Genomic DNA, 19,639 nt, shown 5'->3' with positions numbered 1-19,639 from the left:
TGCTACCACCGGTAAAGGGCACCCACGCCGAAGCGGGTGGTGTCCGCCGCCTCGAGGCTAAAGCTCAAGCCCAAAGCCGGGGTAAGGTCGTACCCCAGGGTGAAGGTGAAGCGGGCAAGCCTGCCATCCCCTGGCAGGAAGGTGGAGCCCAGGGAAAAGGTGAGGCCATCCCGGCGGTACTGGGCGCTCAGGGTCTGCTCCCCTCTGAGGTCCAGCTGGTAGCCCAAGAAGAGCTCGGGGCTCAGGTACTTGCCCACGGAAAAGCGGGTTTCCTCCAGATCTCCCCCCTGGAGAAGGGGAAGCTGCACCTGGAAGCGGTCAAGGCCCAAGGAACGGGCCAGCTCCCGCTCCAGCTGGCCCAGCACCAGGTTCTCCAAAGCAGCCCCCAGGGCCACCTGCGGGAGGGTTTCCGCCAGCCGGGTGACATCGGGGGTACCCAGGGTGAGGAGAGCGTAGATCTCGGGCTCGCTGAGGGGCGGCTCGGAGGTGAAGTGGGGCTCGAGGCGCACCTTCACCCGGCCGTTTTCCCGCAAAAACTCCCCCCTGGCCTCCAGAAAGACCTTGTAGCCCCGGGTTTCCGCCTGGGCCCTAAGGCGAAACTCGGGGAGAATGCCCCGGTCGGGGAAAAAGCGCAGGAAGCTTGCCGTGGAATCCAGGGTAAAGAGGGAATTCCAGAGGCGGAAGTTACCCCACAGGGCCTCCACCTGTCCGGACAGGTAGGGGTCGGTGTAGCTTCCCCCCAGAAACACCTCCCCCTTGAGCTCCCCCTGGGCCAGGCTTTCCTGCACCAGGACTCCCCTTTCCGCATACACCCGCACCCCCTCGAAGATCAGGGGCACGGGGGTGGGCTTTCCCGCCCCGCTTCCCCCCAGTTCCACCCCCCCCTGGGTCAGCTCCTTGGCCCTTGCCTCCGGCAGGGCCAGCTTGGCCCGAAGGACCTCGGCGTTGCCCGTGAGGTGGTAGGTGCCCCTCTCCTCGTAGAGGAAGAAGCTCTTCACGTCCAGAAGGCCCTCTTGCAGGTAGTACCGGGGGTAGTAAAGGGGAAGGCGGCCGTAGCCGGCAAGGCGCAAGGGGAAGAGGGTTCCCTGGGCCTGGGCCTCCCCCAGGTGGATCTCCACCCCGTATCCCGGGTAGCGGAAGGCTACCTCCGCCGGGGTTTCCTCCTTCAGCCCGGGCAGGGTAACCACGCCCTTGGCGCTAATCTGAAATTCCTCCAATCTACCCTCGAGGCCCAGCCGGGCCCGGCCGGGGAAGGGAGCCAAAAGGGTGAGCTCCCCCTCGGCCCTGGCCCCCCCGTTCAGGGAGAGGAGGCCCTCGGGCAGGTACCCCGCCACCGGCCCCAAGCGGAAGCGGAAGTCCTTGAACTCCACCTGGAAACCCTCCCCCTTAAGCCTCAGGAGGAGGCTTCCCGAGCCCTCGGGCCGGTAGGGCTTTAAGGGGGGCACCACCTGGAGCACCGGGGTGAAGACCGTGTCCTTGAGGCTTAGGTAAAGGTCGCTTCCCTCCGGGCTCCAGTATCCCCCGCCCTCCCAGCTTCCCCGGCCCAGAAGGCGGAGCCGGTCCACCAGGACCCGGCCTCCTTCCAGGCGAAAGACCGCCTGGCCCTTAAGCTCATCCCCAGCCCCCACGAAGCGCAAGGCCTCCCCCACCAGGACCCCCTCGCCCCGCAAGGGGTGGGAAAGGGGAAGGCGGAGCTGCACCGCCCCCGTCCAGTAGGCCTCCCCCTCCAGGGGCCCCGCCACCGCCATGAGGAGGAGATGCAGGGGAAAGCCCCGGAAGGAAGCGGAAAGGTCCAGCCGATCCCCCTCGAGGGCCACTTGGAAGGGACTTTGCCCAAGCTGCCCCTTGCCCTGCACCAACCCAGGCCCAAAAGCTCCCGCGAAGAGGAAGGGCAGGCGGCTTCCCGCCACCTCCGCCTCCCCCGAAAGCCGGCCCTGGGCCCGGGTACCCTCCAGGGCCAGCTCCCCGGAAACCACCCCCTTCAGATAAGGAGCGTAGCGGCCGGCGAAATCCTCCAAGGCCGCTCCCTCCAGGCGAAGCCTGCCGCTAAGGGGAAGAAGCCTTCCTTTGGCGGTGATCCGGCCCACCGCTCCCTCCAACGCCCCCTCCACCTGGTACCCCTCTCCAAAAACCCGGCCCCGGAAGCGGCTTTCCAGGGGGGGAAGGGGAAGGTCCACCCGAACATCGCCAGCAGGGGGATAGGTAAGCTCGCCGGCAAGGTAGGGACCCTCCGCCCGGAGCCTGGCTTCCAAAAGCCTCCCCTCCACCTCCAGGGCCTGTTCCCCCGCCCAGTAGGAAACCCTGTAGGCCCCTCCAAGATCCACCTCTCCCTGAAGCCTCCCCGCCCCCGCCGCCCACCAGGAAAAGGCAGGATGCTCCCCCAAGAGGCGCACCCGGTCCTTCGCCCCTTCCAGGCGCAAGCGGAAGCCGGAAAGGTCCAAGGCCAAGGCCCCCTCCACCTGGCCCCCGGCATAGGCCAAGGCCCCCTCCCCTTGGGGAGTGGTCAGAATCAGGGACAGATCCTTCAGGTTCACGCTGCCCTCCAGGGGCAGGCCCACCCCGGGCACCCGGTAGTCCAGAAGAAGCCTATCCCCCTGCCCCAAAACCCCAAGGCCCCCGGGCAACAGGGCCTTAAGGATCCTGCCCTCCCCTTCCGCCTGGCGGGCCGCCAGGTCCAGGCGCACTCCCCCCACCTCCAGACGAGGCCAGGCCAGGCGCACCCTTTCCCCCAAAACCTCCCCCTGGAGTTCGGGAACCTGTTTGCCGGAAAGCTCCAGGCTTCCTTCCTTAAAGGCCACCTTTCCCTTCCAGGCCTCCTGCCAGGCCACCTGCCCCTCGAGGTCCCCGTGGAACTCCAGGACAAGTCCCTCCCCTCCGTACCGCCCTTCCACCTCAGCCTTCCGGCCCCAGGCCATGAGGGCCAGGTTCAACCCCACTTCCCGCCAGGGACCCTCCATTCTGCCGGAAAGGGTCAAGGGACCATAGCGGAACCCCTCAAACCGAAAGGCCACGCCCTTAGGCCCCACCTCGCCGGAAACCCCCGCCCCGGAAACCCCCACCTGGAAGCCCTGAAGCCCCTTAAGGGAAAGCGCCACCTCCCCGTAGCGGTACCGGCCCTTAAGCCACTCCCCGGGATAAACCCCTTCGGCCCAAAGCTCCCCCAGGCCCCGGGGCAGGGCCCCGGCGTAGCGGTAGGCCAGGCGGAAGGGGGAAAGATCCAGCCGCCCGGAAAGGGGAAGCCCCTCTCCCAAGAGATCCAGGCCCAGGCCACGGCCTTGGGCCAGGACCGCCCAGTAAGGGGTGGAAAGCCTCCCTTCCCCGGAAAGCACCCCCAGGTAACCCTTCTCCGCCCGGTAGGTGTAGTCTCCCTGGAAGGCCAGCTCCCCGTAGGCCAGAGCGCCTTGAACCCTGGCCAAAAGGCCCGGACACCTTCCCAAGGGCTGGGGCAGGCAGAAGCTTCCCCAAAGGCTTCCCCGCCAAGCCCCTTCCCCTTGGAGTCCAAAGGAGCCTGCCCCCAGATCCACCGCCCCCGCCAAGCCCCCTTGGGCCAAGGGGTAGCGGAGGGTAAGAAGGCCGGAAAGCCCATTCCGGTAGCGGGCCTTCCCAAATAGCCTCGGCCCCTGGAAATCCCCCACCGCCTCCCCATCCTGGTATCGGAGCCCCACCCTTTCCCCTAGCACCTCCCCTTGTAGCTCCGCCCGCAGGGGCCAAAGCCACACCCTACCGGAAACCTCCCCCTCGGGGCGCTCTAGTCTTACCTGAAGGGCCTCCTGCCAAGGCCCCTCCGCCTGGGCCCAAAGGCGCACGGGGAAGCCGAAGGGGGTGAGGTCCTTATCCAAGTCCAGGCTCAGGTGCCCCTCCTTTAGGCTTATCCGGTAGCCCTCCCCCTCGCCCGCCAGGGAAAGCCCCTCCACCGGCAAAGCTCCGCCCCGGTAGCGGTAGGCGAAGCGAAAGGGCAGGGCCTCCCCCTCCCCCAAAAGGCTTCCCTGGCCCTCCAGGAAAACCTCGGGCAGCCGCCCCTGGAAAACCCCCTGGGCCTCAAGCCTAAGCCCCCTTTCCAGCTGGTACCGGGCCCTTCCCGAAAGGCTGAGGCCCTCCAAGGTCCCTTCCGCCCAGACCTCCCCGGGAAGCTCCTTCCCCTCAAGCAAGAGGCGCAAAGGACCCTCCCCCTTCCCCCAAAGGGAAAACCCGTACCCCTTGGCCGCAAACCCGCCCCTATAGCCCTCAGGCCCAAAGGAAAGGTCCGCCTGCAGGGAAACCCCCTGGACCTCCCCTTCCCCTTGGATGGCCAGGTGCCAGGCCTCATCGTGGCGAAGCCAAAGGGCCAAGGGAGCCTGCCAGCTGGCCTCCAGCCTGGCCCCTTCCCCCTTCAAGCGGACCGGGCCTTGCTGCTCCAGGTACTTTAGGCCCCTGAACCACCCCTCCCCTTGGTAGCGGGCCCCCTCCCAGGCCCAGGCCATCTCCCCTTCCCCGTAAGGGGAGGCATGGCGCAGGGTACCCTCCCCCCTCAAGGCCAAGAGGTTTACCCGACCCGCAAGCTCCGTCCACCCAAGCCCTTCCTGCTGGTAGCGGGCTTCCAGGGCTACACCCTCCAAGGAACCCCTAATCCCAAGCCCCACAGGACCGTAGCGGAAACTCCCCTCCACCTCCCCTTGAAGCCCGGGCCCCAGGTGGAACCTGCCCTCCCCGGATAACCCCCCTAGCCCCCAGAGCCTCCCCTCCTTGGGAGCCCAGGCCAAACCCGCATCCCGATCGGCGAGGAGGAGGCGGAGAATCCCTTCCTGGTAGTCCAAGGCCAGGGATTCCATCCCATAGCGCACCCGCGCCCAGGCCTCCCCTTCGCCAGAAAGGGTCAGCCTTCCCCCCGCCCTTCCCGCAAGGGAAAGGCCCAGGGCCCGGGCCAAAGGGGCCACCTCCTCCAGGGAAAACCTCACCTCCTCCCCCGTTAGCGCCGCCTCGCCGCCCTCCCACCTTAGGGCCAGGAAGGGCTTACCCTGGTATCCCCCCTGGAAGGTGAAGGGCAGGCCGGCAAAGTTCCCCTCCCCCTTCCCCGCCACCTGAAGCCCCTGGCCCTGGAAACTCCCCGCAATCCTTCCCTCCCTTCCCAGGGCAGCAAAGGGCAAGGCCAGGCTACCCCTATAGCTGGGTCCTTTCCCCTCGAGGGACAAGGGACCTTGCAACCGGTAGCGAAGGCCTCCCCCCTCGGTCCACACCTGGCCCGAAAGGGGCAGGGCCCCAACGTAGGGAAGCCGAGCCTCCCCGGAAAGCCCCAGGCGGAAGGCCCGCCAGGGCCCTTCCCCTTCCGCCTTTAGGCGCACTCCTAGCCCGTTTTTCTCGTACTCTCCCCGCACGGCCAAGGAAAGCCCTTCCGGGGAAACCTGGCCCTCTCCCTGGAAGAAGGGCCCAGAAAGCCTTGCCTGGGCGGAAAGAAGTTCCTCCCCGGTGAAAAGGACCTCCCCGTAGGGGCTTTCCAGCCTAAGCCTTCCACCCCGGGTGCCCCAGGTGCCGCTGGCCCGTGCGGGAAGCCCCCAAGGGGAGAGGTCAAAGGCCTCCGCCTGGAGCAGAAGGCTTAGCTCCTCCTCGTACCCTCCCAGGAGACGAAGACCCGGAGCCTGGCCCTGGAAGCGGAAGCCCGCCCCCCGCCCCACCAGGCCGAGCCTTAGGTCCAGCTTCTCCAGGTGGGCCTGGGCCTGGTAGGCAAGCCCCAGGAGGTCCAGCTTCCCTGCCATCCGCACCGGACCCACATAGGGAACCTCCCCCTGCCCCCTTACCCTTAGGTCCCGCCAGCCTCCCTGAGCCTCCACGCGGCCATAGGGAGAGGAAAGGCTAAGCTGGCCTCGTTCCAGGGTACCCTCCGCCTGGAAGCGGCCGGAAACCCCTCGGTACCTCCAAGGAAGGGCCAGGTGGAAGGGATACCGCCCGGCGAACTCCAGCCTCCCCACCCCCAGCACTTCCAAACCTTTCCAGTCCAGACGGAAGGCCAAAGGAGGCACCTCGAGGCCCTCCGGCAGGGGAGGGAGGAACCTACCCGCAATCCGCAGCTCCGGGTAGACCTCCCCTTCCCCCTGGGCGTACCCCTTTAGCCCCGCCAGGACCAGCCTTCCACTCTCCCCCTGCAAAACCCCTGCCAGCCAAGGGGTTTCCACCCGGGCCCAGCCTTGGAAGCCCCCATCATAGAGGAGGTCGGCCCCAAGGACCAAGGGTCCCAGCCGCGCCCTTCCCCTCAGGCTTAAGCCCCCTTGATAGCGCAGGAGAAGGTCCTGGGCCTTCAAGGTGAGGCCCGGCTCCGGATCGTAGGCCCCGGCAAAGGGAAGGAGGCCCAAGGGGGTTTGGAGCCGGCCTTGGATATCCGCCCCCAGGCGGCGCAGATCCGCCCCCGCCTCCAGATAACGGCCCTTCAGGGCAAGCCTTCCCGAAAGCTCGCCATCCCGGTACAGGGCTTGCCCGGAAAGACGGAACTCGTCCAGGGCGTGGATGGGCAGGTCCCGCAGGCGCAGGGCCAGGATCCCACCCCGGTACTCCCCCTCCCCATAGGGGCTTCGGAAGCGGAAGGCTCCCTTTTCCTGCCCCACCTGCAAGGGGAAGGTTGCATAGGGGGAGGTGTAGTGCAAGGAAGCCTCGAGCCTCCCCGAGATCAGCCTTCCCTCCCCTTCCAGGCTCCCCACCTGCAAGGGCGTGGGGGAAAGCTTTAGCCCAAGCTGGCCCCAGCTCCCCCCAAGGGCCAGAGGACCAAGCCTTCCCGAAACCCGGTCCCCTTCCCCTGCCACCTCCCCCGAAAGGTCCAGGGGCAGGAAGAGGGGAAGGCGCACCCCCGCGCTTTCCACCCGGGCACGCCAGCGGTTTCCCTCACTGCTGAAGGCCACCTGGGCCAGGCCCTCCAGGGGCCTGGGCCAGGCCACCTGGCCCTGGGCTTCCGTGCGGTTTCCCTGGCCCTTCAGGGAAAGCCTGCTTCCCAGGGAGTCCTGAAGGCCTGCCCGGTATTCTCCCCCGAGCAGGGCAAAGGCAAGCTGGTAGGTGCGGTCAAAGAGCTCCCCTTGCGCCTCCGCCTCCAACCGGAAGACCCGGTCAAAGGAGAGGCTTCCCCGGTGCCGGAAAGGCTCCCCTAAAAGCCTCCCCTCCCCGGCAAAACCCCCCTGCACCCGGATCTGGTCCCAGCCTTCCCCTAAAAGCCTTAGCCTCCCATCCCCCTCTACCGGCAAGACGAGGCCATAGTGCCGGGCCAGGGCGGGAAGCCGGGGCCGGCCCGTGAGAAAGAAGCGGTAGCGTTCCGCCTTCAGGTCCACCTCGGCCCTTGCGGAAAGGGGCCCCTCGAGGCCCACTCCCTTTAGCTCCGCCTCCACCCGATCCTCCCTTAGGCGGATGGGCCCCGCCACCCCGGTCAAGGTGAAGCCCACAAGCTCCACCACTCCCCCTTCCACCTGGCTTTCCCCCTCCACCCCGGAGGGCAGGAGGCGGAAAACCCCAGAAAGCCTGCCCCCCTTAAGCCCGGGGTAGAAGAAGGAAAGCCCTGCCACCTCGCCCCTATAGCGCACCTCCCAGGCGGAAAGATCCCGGGCCAAGGCATGCGCCTCCCCCTGGAAGCTTCCCCCAGGAAGCCGGGCCACGAAGGCATAGGGGTTTTCCCCGGCCAGGGTAAGGCGCAAAGGGGGCAGGAAGAGCCTTTTCCCTTGGGGAAGCTCCACCTGGGTGTCCTCGAGGGCCAGCTGGCGAAAGATGACCCTCACCGCAGGGGGCGGCCCGGGCTTTTCCGGAATCAAGGCCTCCCAGGTGGGCTTGATCCTCGCACCCCTCACCGCCACGGAAAGGGGAAGCTCCCGGCGCAGAAGCCCAAGGGGGTCATAGCCCAAGCGCACTTCCTCCGCCTTCAGGGCCAGGCCCGGCCCCTGGAGGTTCACCCCCTCGAGGCGGAGCCCCAGGAGAAGGTGCCCCCCCACCTCCTGCACCTGCCCGCTAAACCCCGCCAGGGCCAGGCCCCGCTCCACGAAAAACCGCAATAGGGGAGGCCAGCTTAGGAGAAGCAGGAGGGCCAGGGCGAACCCCAGGAGGAGGAGAAGCCCCCGCCGCATCCCTATTAGCATAGGTAGCGGAGATGAAAACCGCGTGGCAAAGAAGCTAAAATGCCACCATGCCGCGCCTGGTGGCCTTGGTCAAGGGAAGGGTACAGGGAGTGGGGTACCGGGCCTTCGCCCAGAAGAAGGCCCTGGAGCTCGGGCTTTCCGGCTATGCGGAGAACCTCCCCGACGGCCGGGTGGAGGTGGTGGCGGAAGGCCCCAAGGAGGACCTCCTCGCCTTCCTCCACCACCTCAAGCAGGGCCCCCGCCTGGCCCGGGTGGAGGAGGTGGAGGTCCAGTGGGCCGAGGAAACCGGCCTAAAGGGGTTTTACGTGTACTGAGGAGCCTGGGCCCAGGGCTGGGGCCGAACCCCCACCTTAAGGAGGGCCTCCGCCAGGGCCTCCCTGAGCTCCGAAACCCCCGTACCCTTCAAGGCGGAAACCGGCACCCCGCCCAGCTTCTCCCGCAAATAGAAGAGGTCGTAGGGAGCCGCCCGGTCCGCCTTGGAAAGGGCCAGGACCCGGGGGGCTTCCACCCCCAGCTCCGCCAGAAGCTCCTCCACCACCCGGTACCGCCCCATGGCCCCTTCCTCCGAGGCATCCAGGACGTGGATGAGAAGATCGGCCTCCCGCACCTCCTCGAGGGTGGCCCGGAAGGCGGTGAGGAGTTCCTGGGGCATCTGGCGGATGAAGCCCACGGTGTCGGTGAAGAGCACCTCCCCCACCCCCGGCAGGAAGCCCCGGCGGGTGAGGGGCCTTAGGGTGGCGAAGAACTTGTCCTCTCCCGGCTCCCCACCCCGGGCCAGGGCCTGAAGGAGGGTGGTCTTGCCGGCGTTGGTGTAGCCCACCACGGCGATGAGGGGCACACCCCGGCGCTTCCTCTGCCGCCTCGCCTCCTCCCGGCGCCGGGTGTACTCCTGGAGCTTGTGGCTCAGGTGGGCGATCCTTTCCTGGAGCCTTCTCCTGTCCACCTCCAGCTTGGTTTCCCCGGGCCCCCGGGTGCCGATCCCACCCCCCAGGCGGCTCAACTCCTTCCCCTTCCCCACCAGGCGGGGGAGAAGGTACCTCAGCTGGGCCAGCTCCACCTGGGTCTGGGCCTCAGGGGTTTTGGCGTGCAGGGCAAAGATGTCCAGGATGAGCTGGGTCCGGTCCAGGACCTTTAGGCCCGTGGCCTTCTCGATCTCCCGGGCCTGGGTGGGAGTGAGCTCCAGGCCGAAGATGAGGGTGGAGGCATTCTCGTGGTAGGCCAAGCTTTTTAACTCCTCCAGCTTTCCCAGCCCCACCAGGTACCGGGGGTCCAGGTGAGGGCGGAAGACCAGCACCTTTTTCACCGGCACCCCGCCGGCGGTGCGGGTGAGCTCGGCCAGTTCCGCCAGGTAGGCCTCGGCCTCGGGGCCTTCCCCCCGGTCCACCCCCACCAGGATGGCCCGCTCCCCGCTTCCATCCACCAGCTCCCGCACCCGGGCCTGACGGGCCAGTTCCTCCTCCAAGGCCTCCACCTCCGCCTTGTGGTCAAACTCCAGGTACTGGAAGTAGGGCTTGGGGGGAAGGAGGCGCCAGTCCTCCTCGAGGGCCTTGGGCGGGGAGAGGAAGGCCAGGTGCAGGGTGGTGGGCTTGCCGTCCTCCACCTCCAAGGCCGCCAAGCTGTCCAGGCGGTTCAGGAAGAGCACGGTAAGGTCTGGCCGGGAAAGCCCCCCCTTGGCCAGGTGGGTGTGGAGAAGCCGGAAGCCCGATAGCCTCCACTCCCCCCTGGCCCCCTCGGGGATGGGCAGGTCCTTGGCATCCCCCACCCCCACCCGCACCACCCGGCCCTCCCGGTCCAGGAGGAGGCTGATGGGCCTCCCCACCTCCTGGGAAAGCCCGGCCAAGACCTGGGCCAGCTCGGGGGTGAGAACCCTTTCCTTGGGGATGCGCCTGCGGTACAGGTTGGAAAGCCTCTTGAGCTCACTCTTCTTGAGCCCTTCCGTCTTGCCGAAGATCTTCTCCAATGCACCCTAAGTATACCAAAAACCCCCGCCTAGCCCTAGATTGAAAAAGGTGCGCTGGCTTTTCATGGCCCTCCTCCTCACCCCGGCCTTAGCCCAACCAGGTTACGACTGGATCGTGGTCCTGGGGGCGGCCCAGTACGGGGGAAGACCCTCCCCTGCCTTGGAAAGGCGCCTCGAGGCTGCCCTTCACCTCTACCAAAGGGGCCTGGCCTCGAGGGTAGCGGTAGCGGGAGGCAAGGCCAAAGGGGACCGGTACAGCGAAGGGGAGGTGGGCTGCCGCTACCTGCGGCAAAGGGGCGTGCCGGCCAAGGCCCTCCTTTGCGAGGGCCAGAGCAAAAACACCTACGAGAACCTCCTCTTTTTGAAGCCCCACCTATCCGGACGGATCCTCCTGGTCACCGATGCCCCCCACCTGCCCCGGGCCCTTTTCCTGGCCCGTCTCTTGGGCCTGGAAGCCGAGGGCTACCCGGTGCCCGGGGAATACCCCCTCTCCTACTGGCTCCGGGAAACCCTGTACCGCATCTGGCTTTACCTGGGCCTAAGGCCCTTCCCCGGCAGCTTTTCCCAACACGGCCTCAAGAGCCTTCCTCCAGATGCTTTAGGGAATCCAGGTACCCCTGCAAAAGGGCCTTGAGCTGCGCCACAAAGAGGGTCTTTTCCTGCTTAACCCGCTCCACCTCCCCCTTTAGGCGCCTAAGCTCCTCCGCCGCCTCCCTAAGCACCTGGTCCTTAGCTGCCAGGGCCTCCTTCCTGATGAGGTCCGCTTCCTTTTCCGCCTGGGCCTTGAGCTCGCGGGCGATGCGCTCCGCCGCCACCACCGCCCGTTTGAGCTCCCCTTCCGCCTCCTTAAGGCGGGCCACCTCCTCCTCGAGGGTCCGAACCCTGTTCCTTAGGTCCTCGTTCTCCTGGATCAGGCCCTCCAGGACCTCGGCCACCCGGGCCAGGTAGGCCCTGACCGCCTCCTTCTGGTAGCCGCGAAGCCCCGTGGGAAACTCCTGGTAGCGCACGTCCAAGGGTGTTAGGTCCATGTACCCCTCAGTCTACAAAAAGGGCCTGGCCCACCCGCACCAGGGTGGCCCCCTCCTCGATGGCGATGGGAAAGTCGTCGGACATGCCCATGGAGCGCTCGGGAAGGCCATAGCGGTCGGCGAGCTCCGAAAGCCTGCGGAAGATGGGGCGGACCACGGCCTCAGGCCCCATGGGGGGCACGGTCATGAGGCCCAGGACCGAAAGGTGCTCCATCTCCCGTATGCGGGCCAAGGCCTCAGGGAGCTCCTCCTCCAAAAACCCGTGCTTCCTTGGCTCCCGGCCCAGGTTTACCTCCACCAGGACCTTAAGCCTCATCCCCGCCTTCTCCCCCACCCGGTCCAAGGCCTCCGCCAGACGCAAGGAGTCCAGGGAGTGGATGAGGGCAAACCGGGGGGCGAACTTGGCCTTGTTGCGCTGCAAGGGGCCGATGAGGTGCCACTCGGCCTTCAAGACCTCCATCTTCTTTAAGGCCTCCTGTACCCGGCTTTCCCCCAGGGGGAAGGAACCGTAGCGGAGTACCTTCTCCCGGATCTCCTCCACGCTCCTCCCCTTGGTCACCGCCACCAGGCGCACCCCTTTAGGGTCCCGCCCGGCGCGACGGCAGGCGGCCTCCATGGCCTCGAGGACCTCGGGAAGCCCCATGGCCTAAAGCTCGGCCAGGATGCCCCGCACGAAGCGGCGGAAGATGGGCCCGGTCCTGGCGGCCACCTCCAGGACCTCCGCCTCGGTGGCGTGGTGCTCCCTCTCCGGCACCGCCATGTCCGTGATGGTGGAAAGGCCCAGGACCCTGGCCCCCAGGTGCCTTAAGGCGATGACCTCGGGAACCGTGGACATGCCGATGGCATCCGCCCCAAGATCCCTGAGCACCTTCAGCTCGGCCCGGCTGGCGAAGCTGGGCCCCAGGAACCAGGCGTAGACCCCCTCAAAGAGGTGGAGGTCCTGCTTCCTGGCCACCTTGCGGGCAAGCTCTATGAGGCCCGGATCGTAGGCCTCAAACATCACGGGGAAGCGGGGGCCTAAGCGCTCGTCGTTTTTCCCCCTTAGGGGGTTGACCCCGGCCACGTTGAGGTAGTCCAGGTGGAGCATGATCCCCCCCGCCCGGAACCTGGGGTTTAACCCCCCGGCCGCCGAGGTGAGGATAAAGGTCTTGGCCCCCAGGAAATACCCCACCCGCACGGGGAACACCACCTCCTCGGCGCTGTAGCCCTCGTAGTAGTGGACCCGGCCTTGGTACACCAGAACCCGCTTGCCTTCCAGCTCCCCCAGGATCAGCCTCCCCGCATGCCCCGGGGCGGTGGAAAGGGGAAAGTGGGGGATCTCCCCGTAGGGGATCTCCGCCTCCTTGGCCACCTCCTCCGCCAGGGGGCCAAGCCCCGAGCCCAGGACGATCCCCACCTCGGGGAGAAAGCCGGTCTTGGAGCGAATGTAGGCCACGGCCTCCTGGATCTTGTCGTAGACTTCCATGGCGAACATTCTACTCTCACGCCCCCTTCACCCGCCTCTGGTAAGCTTTGCGCCATGAAACGGCTTTTTGCCCTGGTGTTCCTGGGCCTTCTGGCCCTGGCGGCCCCCATCCGGGAGGTGGTGCTGGAAGGAGGCGATCCCGTTCTCCAGGCCTTGGCCCGGGCGGCCTTGCCCTTTGGCGCAGGGGATGAGCCCGGGGACCTCGAGGAGGCCCGGAAGGCCATCCTGGCCACCGGCTACTTCCAGCAGGTGGAGGTCCGGCTGGAAGGGGATGTCCTCTGGGTCCGCCTCACCCCCTACCCCCCCATCGGCCAAGTGAGGGTGGAGGGCAAGGCCTTCCCCCAGGAGGCCCTCCTGCGCTTTCTGGAGCAGAACTTCGCCATCGGCCCGGAGGCCACCTATAACCCCATCCGGGCCGGGGAGGCCGCCAAGGCCCTGGCCGAGGCCTACCGGCAGAATGGCTTCCCCTTCTCCCCCAAGGTGGAGGTGGAGGCCAAGGAGCAGGCGGGCAAAATGGCCCTCACCTTCCGGGTGGAGGAAAGCCCGGAGGTGAAGGAGGTCCGCCTCACGGGGGCGAGCCTTCTACCCGAGGCCGAACTCCTAAAGGCCCTGGAGCCCCTCAAGGGCCCCTTTGACTTCGCCAAATACCAGGAGGCCTTAAGGGCCCTCGGCGCCCGCTACGAAAAAGCAGGCTACCGCTTTAGCGGCCCCGACCCCCAGGGAAGCCGCCTCGAGGGGGGCATCCTCACCGTGGCGGTGCGGGAGCTTAAGGTGGTGCGCATCCAAGGAGGTGGCCTGGACCTCACGGGCTTCCCCCTGAAGCCGGGGGACTACCTGCGCTACGACCTCCTTCTGGAAGGGGTGCAGGCGCTTTCCAAAAAGCTTTCCCGGGTGGTGAACTTCAACCTCACCCCCGAGGGGGAAGGGGTGGCAGTGGAGCTTCAGCTGGGCCCGGAAGGCGGGGTGATCGAGCGGGTGGAGATCAGCGGCAACACCGCCTTCCCCACGGAAGCCCTCCTGGCCCTCCTCCGCCTGAAGCCGGGAGAGGTATACACCCCCGTCCTGGCCCAAGAGGATGCCCGGCGCATCGCCACCTATTACCAGGAGAAGGGGTATGAGGTGGCCGACGTGCGCTTTGGCTTCCAGGAAGGGGTCTTCCGCCTGCAAGTGCTGGAGCTCAAGATCGGGGGCTACCGCCTGGAGTGGCAGGGGGACCACCGCACCCAGGAGGAGGTGATCCTAAGGGAACTTCCCAAGCCAGGGAGTCTCTTCAGCGTCCCCGCCCTGCGCCAGGGCATCGCCCGCCTCATGGCCACGGGGCTTCTTTCCGAGCCCCCTTCGGTGCGCCTGGCCCCCGGGGAGAAGGAGGACCAGGTGGTGGTGGTCCTCTCCCTGAAGGAGGCCCGCACCGGGCTCTTCCAGCCCGCCCTGGGCTGGAGCTCCCTGGAGGGGTGGTCGGGAAGCGTGTCCTTCAAGGAAACCAACCTCTTCGGCCTGGCCCACCAGGTGGGGGTGGACCTGGCCTTCGTGCAAAACGACGCCAAGGACAACCTTTCCCTCTCGGTCAGCTACGCCATCCCCTGGCTCTACCTGGACTACTGGGACCTCAAGGAAGTGCGCACCGGCCTCTCCTTAAGCCTCTTCTCCACCCCCATCGGCAACAACAAGCTTTTGGACAATAGCACCGACACCGGCTGGGAGTACACGGAAAGGCGCACCGGGGGCGGGTTTTCCCTTTCCCGCCCCTTCTCTAAGGAGCTGGAAAACCTGCGCCTTTCCCTGGGGCTTTCCGCCCGGCGGTCCGTATATGCCCTCGAGGTCTTTGATCCCAACGCTCCCTGCAACCCTGCCGTCACCGACACCAGCGACCCCAAGTACTGCGACGGCACCAACTACAAGGACCCCAACCAGGCTAAAAGCCTCCTCCCCACCCCGGGCTGGACCTTAAGGCTGGACACCGGCCTCACCTACACGGAGACGGACAACCCCCGCTTCCGCACCCAAGGGTACGAGGCCAGCCTCAGCACCGGCTTAGGCCTTTCCTTCCCCGACACGGGGGGCCGAAGCTTCTTCGTGCCCCTGGTGGCCACGGGCAAGACCTACTACGGCCTGGACCAGGAGAAACGACAGGCCCTAGCCTTCCGCCTCTCCGCCGGTACCCTTTTGGGCTTCCCGCCCGAAGGGGAGCGCTTCTTCCTCTCCGGGGGCGGGGCCGAGGCCTTCCTCCTCAGGGGCTACGAGGACCGCAAGTACGGGGGGCTTTCCTTCGCCACGGCCAGCGTGGAGTACCGCTACAACTTCAACCTCTCCCCCCAGGGGGGCACGAACCTCTACGGGATCCTCTTCACTGACCTGGGGCTTGCCGACAACACCGGCGGGGTGAAGTGGGGGGCGGGCCTGGGCTTCCAGCTGGACCTGGACCTCTTCGGGGCCCTTCTTCCCTCCCTGCGCCTGGACTACGCCTTCAGCCCGGAAAGCCCCACGGGAAGGCTTCACTTCCGCATCGGGCCCATGTTCTAGAATGGGCTTGTGGCCCAGGAAGTCTTAAGTCCTAGCCTCGAGGCCCTTGCCCAAGTGTGCCGCCGCTACGGCGTGCGGCGCCTTTGGGTGTTCGGTTCCTTTGCCCGGGGCGAAGCGGACGAACAAAGCGACCTGGATCTCCTGGTGGAGTTCTACCCTGGGCAGGTGCCCGGCCTAGACTTTATCCGCTTAGAAGAGGAACTTTCCCGCCTCTTTGGGAGGCGGGTAGACCTCCATACGGCGAAGAGCCTGAGCCGCCACTTCCGCGAGGAGGTCCTAAAGGAGGCCAAACCCCTCTATGAGGAAGGCCAGGCTCTCTGACCGGACCCGCCTTCTCCACATGCTTGACGCCGCCAAGAGAATCCGGGAGCTATCCCTCCATGTAGACCTTGCAGCCTTGGCCCCCGAGGACACAACTGCCTTGGCCGTGGTCCGCCTTCTGGAAATCCTAGGGGAAGCAGCCAAGGGCCTTTCCCCAGAGTTACAGGGCCGGTACCCTCATGTCCCCTGGCGTAGCATCGCTGGCCTGCGCAACCGGCTTATCCATGAATACTTTGACGTAGATATGGAAATCGTCGCTGCCATCGCCCAAAAAGACATACCTGTCCTCATCCAGCAGCTGGAAGCCATCCTGGCGGAAGAGGAAAAGGGATCATAGTTGCGCCAAGGCACGGCCTACCGCAAACTGTTCTTGACGCTGGCGGCGTCCCTACCATGAAAGCCTACCTCGGCCTCTACAGCGCCCGGCTGGAAACCCCGGCAAGGAGCCTTAAGGAAAAAAGGGCCCTGATCAAGCCCGCCCTGGAACGGGTCAAGGCTCGCTTTCCCGTTTCCGCCGCCAGGCTTTACGGCCTGGACGCCTGGGGCTTTGAGGTGGTGGGCCTGAGCCTCCTGGGAAACGATCCCGGCTGGGTGGAGGAAACCCTACGGGAAGCCGCCCGCTTCCTGGCCAGCCAGGGGGGCTTCAGCGTGGCCCTCGAGGCCTTTCACCTCGAGGCCATCGACCTAGACGGCCTGGTCTAGGCTAGACCCGCTCCACCGCCACCGCCGTGGACCCTCCCGTCCCATGGCAGATGGCGGCAAGGCCCCTTTTCTCCCCCCTCACCCTAAGGGCGTTAAGGAGGGTCACCAGAATCCGGGCCCCGCTGGCCCCGATGGGGTGGCCCAGGGCCACCGCCCCTCCAAAGACGTTGAGCCTCTCGTAAGGCACCCCCAGGAGGCGGTGGAAAAGGACGTTGTTGAGGGCGAAGGCCTCGTTGTTCTCAAATAGGCCGAAGTCTTCAATCCGCATGCCAAGCCGGTCCAACAAGCGCTTCACCGCCGGGATGGGGGCCTCGGGGAACCGCCAGGCCTCCCCCGCCGCCCAGGCTCCTCCCAGAACCCGGGCCAGAGGCTTGAGGCCATACCGCTTCACCGCCTCCTCCGAGGCCAACAGAAGCGCCGCCGCCCCATCGGAGATCTGGCTGGCGTTCCCGGCAGTCAGGATCCCATCCTTGCGGAAGGCAGGCTTCAGGGCCGAAAGGGACTCGAGGGTGGTTTCCGGACGGATACCCTCGTCCTTGTCCACCACCACCGGTCCCTTCTTCCCAGGGAGCTCCATAGGGGCGATCTCCCAGGCGAAGAAGCCCCCCTCCGTGGCCTCCGCCGCCCGCTTGTGGGAAAGGTAGGCGGCCTCGTCCACCTCCTCCCGGCTCACCCCGTAGTCCTGGGCAAGCCTTTCCGCCTGCTCCCCCATGGCCTCGCCGCTGAAGGGGTCCGACAGGCCGTCCCTAAGCAGGATATCCTGAAGGTTCTCCGGCGCCCCCATGAGGAACTTGTACCCCCACCTCGCCCTATGGGAGAGGTAAAACCCCGCCTGGCTCATGGACTCCATCCCCCCGGCCAGCACCAACCGGGCCTCCCCCGTGCGCAGGAACTGGACGGCGTTCATCACCGCCATCATCCCCGAGGCGCAGACCATGTCCACCTGGTAGCCGTCCACCTCCTTGGGGATACCCGCCTTCAAGGCGGCCTGGCGGGGAAGTAGCTGCCCATGCCCGGCCCGGAGCACGTTTCCGAACACGTACAGGTCCAAAGCCTTCCCCTCCACCCCCGCCCGGGCCAAGGCCGAGCGCATGGCGTGGGCCCCAAGCTCCACCGGGCTTACGTCCTTCAAGGCCCCCCCGAACCTCCCGATGGGGGTCCTGGCCGCAGAGACGATATAGACCTCTTTCATGGGCCTATCATACCCCGTGGGCCAATCCGCCCGGGCAAGGGGGCTCCCTGCTAAACTCCTTACAAGATGGCCCAGCGGGGCGTTACCCTTCTGGAACTCCTCCTGGTCTTGGGCGTTATGGGGGTTCTCCTCGCCCTCGGCCTTCCCCTTCTCTCCCCTCAGCAGCTGGCCCTGGATCAGGCGGCCCGTTCCCTGGCGGCCCAGGTAACCCGGGCCAGGCTCGAGGCCATCCGCCGAAACGCTCCTGCTGGGCTTCACCTCTTCACCGAGGGGGCGGGGGGCTACGCCGTCTTCGTGGACCGGGATGGGGACTGGGGCTATGACCCGGGGGAAGAGGTGCAGCTTGTTCGCTTTGGCCAGGGGGAATGGGCCCGGGTACGCCTGGACCTGGGGCAGAGCACCCTGGGCAACCTCCCCCTCCTCTTTGACCCCCGGGGCGTGCCCGCCCGGCCCATTACCGCTGCCCTCGTCCTAAGGGCGGGCACGGCCACCCGGAAGGTGGTGGTGAGCCAGCAGGGCCGGGCCCGGGTGGAATGACCCCCCATTTGGGGGATGCGCCCCACCCCTCCCTCGGCCTACCCTAGGAGGGAATGAGGACGCCCTATGGCTTCGCCCTCCTAGAGTTGATCCTTCTCCTCGCCCTCCTGGGGGTTCTTTTGGGGCTAGGCCTTGGCTACTTGCGCTCGGACCACCTGGCCGTGAACCAGGCCGCCCGGTCCCTGGCGGCCCAGGTGACCCGGGCCCGCCTCGAGGCCATCCGCCGGAACGACTTCGTGGGGATCCAGTTCCTCACCGGGGGGGCGGGGGGGTACGTGATCTTTTTGGACCAGAACCGGAATCGCACCTACGACGGGGCGGATACCGTCATCCAGACGATAACCTTCGGCCAGGGGGAATGGGCCCGGGTGCGGCTTGCCGCCCCCACGGGCCCGGCAGCCTTGGTCTTTGACCCCCGGGGTATCCCCCAGGACTTTACGGGGGCGACCGTGACCCTAAGCGACCGCGCCGGAACCTACACCCAAGGGGTTGCCCTAAGCCCCCAGGGGAGGGGGAGCCTGCCATGAGAAAAGGCCTTACCCTTGTGGAAGTCCTGGTGGCCTTGGCTGTTTTGGGCATCGCCTTTGGCGCCCTGCTCACGAGCCAGCTCTCCAACCTTAGGGCCAACGCCCAAGCCCGCTTCGCCAGCGACACCAAGGCGGCCGCGGTCCAGGTCTTGGAGAAGCTCTCGGCTGAGGTCCTGAAGAGCGAGGTGGTCCCGGCCACAAGCCCTTACAAGGATGCGCCCTTAGAATCAGGTAACTGGCGAAGCTTCTACTTTGTGGATTACTACTTCTCCTGCCCCACGCGGGTAAGCCCTTCTTCTAGACAGCGTGAGGGGCGTGAGGCTAACCTCCGCCCTGGCCTTGCCTGCTCGGGTACGGAAACCGTGGGGGGCATCCCCGTGGCCTGGAGCCTCTGGGGGGAAGACGGCATCCGGGGGGAAGGCGTGGTGACCCTGGTGGTCACGGCTACCCATCCCCGGGGCCCGAAGGTCACCATGGGCCGCCGCGTCACCTGCTACGACGTCTATCCTTCCCCTACCCAGGACCAGCCCGCCCCCTGCCCGCCCCCGGGAGGTGGGAGGTCAGAGGAGCAGGAGGCGCAATGAGGAGGAGGTGGAAGGCCATGAGGAAGGGCTTCACCCTGGTGGAGGTCCTGGTGGCCATGGCCATTTTGGTGGTGGTCCTGGCCCTTGGGGTGCGCTACTTCGCCGCCACGGGCGAGCTCGCTCGGAACACCCAGGGGCGGAACGAGCTTCAGGACCGGGTGCGGATGGTCATGCAGGTGGTGACCGGCGATCTGCAGATGGCGGGGGCCCGCTACTGGAATAGCGGCAGCCAAAACCGGGCCTACGGCCTGCCCCTTCCCCCCCTTGAGGGGGAGGATGGGGGTGCCAAGGACACCCTGACCCTCTACTACGTCACTAGCCTTAGGGACCCTGCCTCCGCCTGCCGGCGGGTGGACTATGGGTTTGCCGGGGATACGCTCCTAAGGAGCGACCTGAACGCCACGCCCACCTCCGGAAGCGACTGCACCTCCCCTACCCCCAACTTCCAGCCCCTGGCCGAGGGCATCCTCGCCCTGGACATCCAGTACCAGTGCAGCGACGGTACCACCCAAGACCAGCCGGAGTGCAACCCAGACGCCTACCCCCGCTCGGCCAAGGTCACGGTGGCGGGCTACTCCCTAAGCCCCGTGACCAACCCGGGGCCCGCCTCCCTCACCACCGTCACCCACCAAACCCTCCCTTGCCCCCCGGGCCGGGCCTGCTACGCCCTCACCCAGGAGGTTCTCATGCCCAACCTCAAGCCCTTGCCCGCCCCCTAGGAGGAA

16 protein-coding genes are annotated in these 19,639 nt (G+C 66.7%); 10 read left to right on the top strand and 6 right to left on the bottom strand.

Annotation, left to right across the window (positions count from 1 at the left end):
- Positions 1 to 2 precede the first annotated feature (2 nt).
- A complete protein-coding gene (locus MI302_RS04670) occupies positions 3 to 8,066 on the bottom strand; it encodes a translocation/assembly module TamB domain-containing protein (protein ID WP_239726362.1) in 8,064 nt (2,687 codons plus the stop codon).
- A 59-nt stretch (positions 8,067 to 8,125) separates the two neighbouring features.
- Between MI302_RS04670 and MI302_RS04665 the strand changes: the two genes are divergently transcribed.
- On the top strand, positions 8,126 to 8,392 hold the full coding sequence (locus tag MI302_RS04665) for an acylphosphatase (protein WP_239726361.1): 267 nt from the start codon (positions 8,126 to 8,128) through the stop codon (positions 8,390 to 8,392).
- Here MI302_RS04665 and hflX read toward each other — a convergent pair.
- A complete protein-coding gene (gene hflX / locus MI302_RS04660; protein ID WP_239726360.1) occupies positions 8,380 to 10,038 on the bottom strand; it encodes a GTPase HflX in 1,659 nt (552 codons plus the stop codon). The two genes, MI302_RS04665 and hflX, sit on opposite strands and share 13 nt — an antisense overlap.
- Before the next feature lie 64 nt (positions 10,039 to 10,102).
- Here hflX and MI302_RS04655 point away from each other — a divergent pair, with 64 nt between their 5' ends.
- Positions 10,103 to 10,672, top strand: coding sequence for a YdcF family protein (locus MI302_RS04655; RefSeq protein ID WP_239726500.1), 570 nt, complete (start codon positions 10,103 to 10,105; stop codon positions 10,670 to 10,672).
- On the opposite strand, the gene MI302_RS04650 is transcribed toward MI302_RS04655, so the two are convergent.
- Genes MI302_RS04650 through MI302_RS04640 form a run of 3 tightly spaced genes read right to left on the bottom strand, consistent with a single transcriptional unit; the run spans position 10,614 to position 12,540 of the window.
- A complete protein-coding gene (locus MI302_RS04650) occupies positions 10,614 to 11,066 on the bottom strand; it encodes a DivIVA domain-containing protein (RefSeq protein ID WP_239726359.1) in 453 nt (150 codons plus the stop codon). The two genes, MI302_RS04655 and MI302_RS04650, sit on opposite strands and share 59 nt — an antisense overlap.
- Before the next feature lie 7 nt (positions 11,067 to 11,073).
- Positions 11,074 to 11,709: a YggS family pyridoxal phosphate-dependent enzyme gene (locus MI302_RS04645; RefSeq protein ID WP_239726358.1), complete on the bottom strand. Its 636-nt coding sequence runs from the start codon at positions 11,707 to 11,709 to the stop codon at positions 11,074 to 11,076.
- A 3-nt stretch (positions 11,710 to 11,712) separates the two neighbouring features.
- Entirely contained in the window at positions 11,713 to 12,540 is an 828-nt protein-coding gene (locus MI302_RS04640) for a purine-nucleoside phosphorylase (protein WP_239726357.1), read from the bottom strand.
- A gap of 45 nt (positions 12,541 to 12,585) precedes the next feature.
- Between MI302_RS04640 and MI302_RS04635 the strand changes: the two genes are divergently transcribed.
- Genes MI302_RS04635 through MI302_RS04620 form a run of 4 tightly spaced genes read left to right on the top strand, consistent with a single transcriptional unit; the run spans position 12,586 to position 16,074 of the window.
- A complete protein-coding gene (locus tag MI302_RS04635; protein WP_239726356.1) occupies positions 12,586 to 15,051 on the top strand; it encodes an outer membrane protein assembly factor in 2,466 nt (821 codons plus the stop codon).
- A 9-nt stretch (positions 15,052 to 15,060) separates the two neighbouring features.
- On the top strand, positions 15,061 to 15,372 hold the full coding sequence (locus MI302_RS04630) for a nucleotidyltransferase family protein (RefSeq protein ID WP_028493102.1): 312 nt from the start codon (positions 15,061 to 15,063) through the stop codon (positions 15,370 to 15,372).
- Positions 15,350 to 15,709, top strand: a complete 360-nt coding sequence (locus MI302_RS04625) for a DUF86 domain-containing protein (protein ID WP_038030453.1) — start codon at positions 15,350 to 15,352, stop codon at positions 15,707 to 15,709. Before MI302_RS04630 ends, MI302_RS04625 begins: the two co-directional genes overlap by 23 nt.
- Positions 15,710 to 15,765: 56 nt before the next feature.
- Entirely contained in the window at positions 15,766 to 16,074 is a 309-nt protein-coding gene (locus tag MI302_RS04620; protein ID WP_019551627.1) for a DUF503 domain-containing protein, read from the top strand.
- Position 16,075: 1 nt separating this feature from the next.
- Here MI302_RS04620 and MI302_RS04615 read toward each other — a convergent pair whose 3' ends face one another.
- The gene (locus MI302_RS04615; RefSeq protein ID WP_239726355.1) at positions 16,076 to 17,266 is read right to left on the bottom strand and encodes a thiolase family protein; all 1,191 of its coding nucleotides are present in this window, start codon (positions 17,264 to 17,266) and stop codon (positions 16,076 to 16,078) included.
- Positions 17,267 to 17,332: 66 nt separating this feature from the next.
- Between MI302_RS04615 and MI302_RS04610 the strand changes: the two genes are divergently transcribed.
- Genes MI302_RS04610 through MI302_RS04595 form a run of 4 tightly spaced genes read left to right on the top strand, consistent with a single transcriptional unit; the run spans position 17,333 to position 19,633 of the window.
- On the top strand, positions 17,333 to 17,803 hold the full coding sequence (locus MI302_RS04610) for a GspH/FimT family protein (protein ID WP_239726354.1): 471 nt from the start codon (positions 17,333 to 17,335) through the stop codon (positions 17,801 to 17,803).
- Between the two features lie 53 nt (positions 17,804 to 17,856).
- Positions 17,857 to 18,330 carry a GspH/FimT family protein gene (locus MI302_RS04605; protein WP_239726353.1) on the top strand — a complete coding sequence of 158 codons (474 nt, stop codon included), beginning with the start codon at positions 17,857 to 17,859 and terminating at the stop codon, positions 18,328 to 18,330.
- Positions 18,327 to 18,914, top strand: a complete 588-nt coding sequence (locus MI302_RS04600; RefSeq protein WP_239726352.1) for a prepilin-type N-terminal cleavage/methylation domain-containing protein — start codon at positions 18,327 to 18,329, stop codon at positions 18,912 to 18,914. Before MI302_RS04605 ends, MI302_RS04600 begins: the two co-directional genes overlap by 4 nt.
- A 17-nt stretch (positions 18,915 to 18,931) precedes the next feature.
- Positions 18,932 to 19,633: a PilW family protein gene (locus MI302_RS04595; protein ID WP_239726351.1), complete on the top strand. Its 702-nt coding sequence runs from the start codon at positions 18,932 to 18,934 to the stop codon at positions 19,631 to 19,633.
- The last annotated feature ends 6 nt before the right edge of the window (positions 19,634 to 19,639 follow it).

It is taken from the genome of Thermus sp. NEB1569 (genome assembly GCF_022385295.1).
Lineage (GTDB): Bacteria > Deinococcota > Deinococci > Deinococcales > Thermaceae > Thermus > Thermus scotoductus.
The sequence above is the reverse complement of the archived record's forward strand: the minus strand, read 5'-3'. Positions and strand labels throughout refer to the sequence as shown.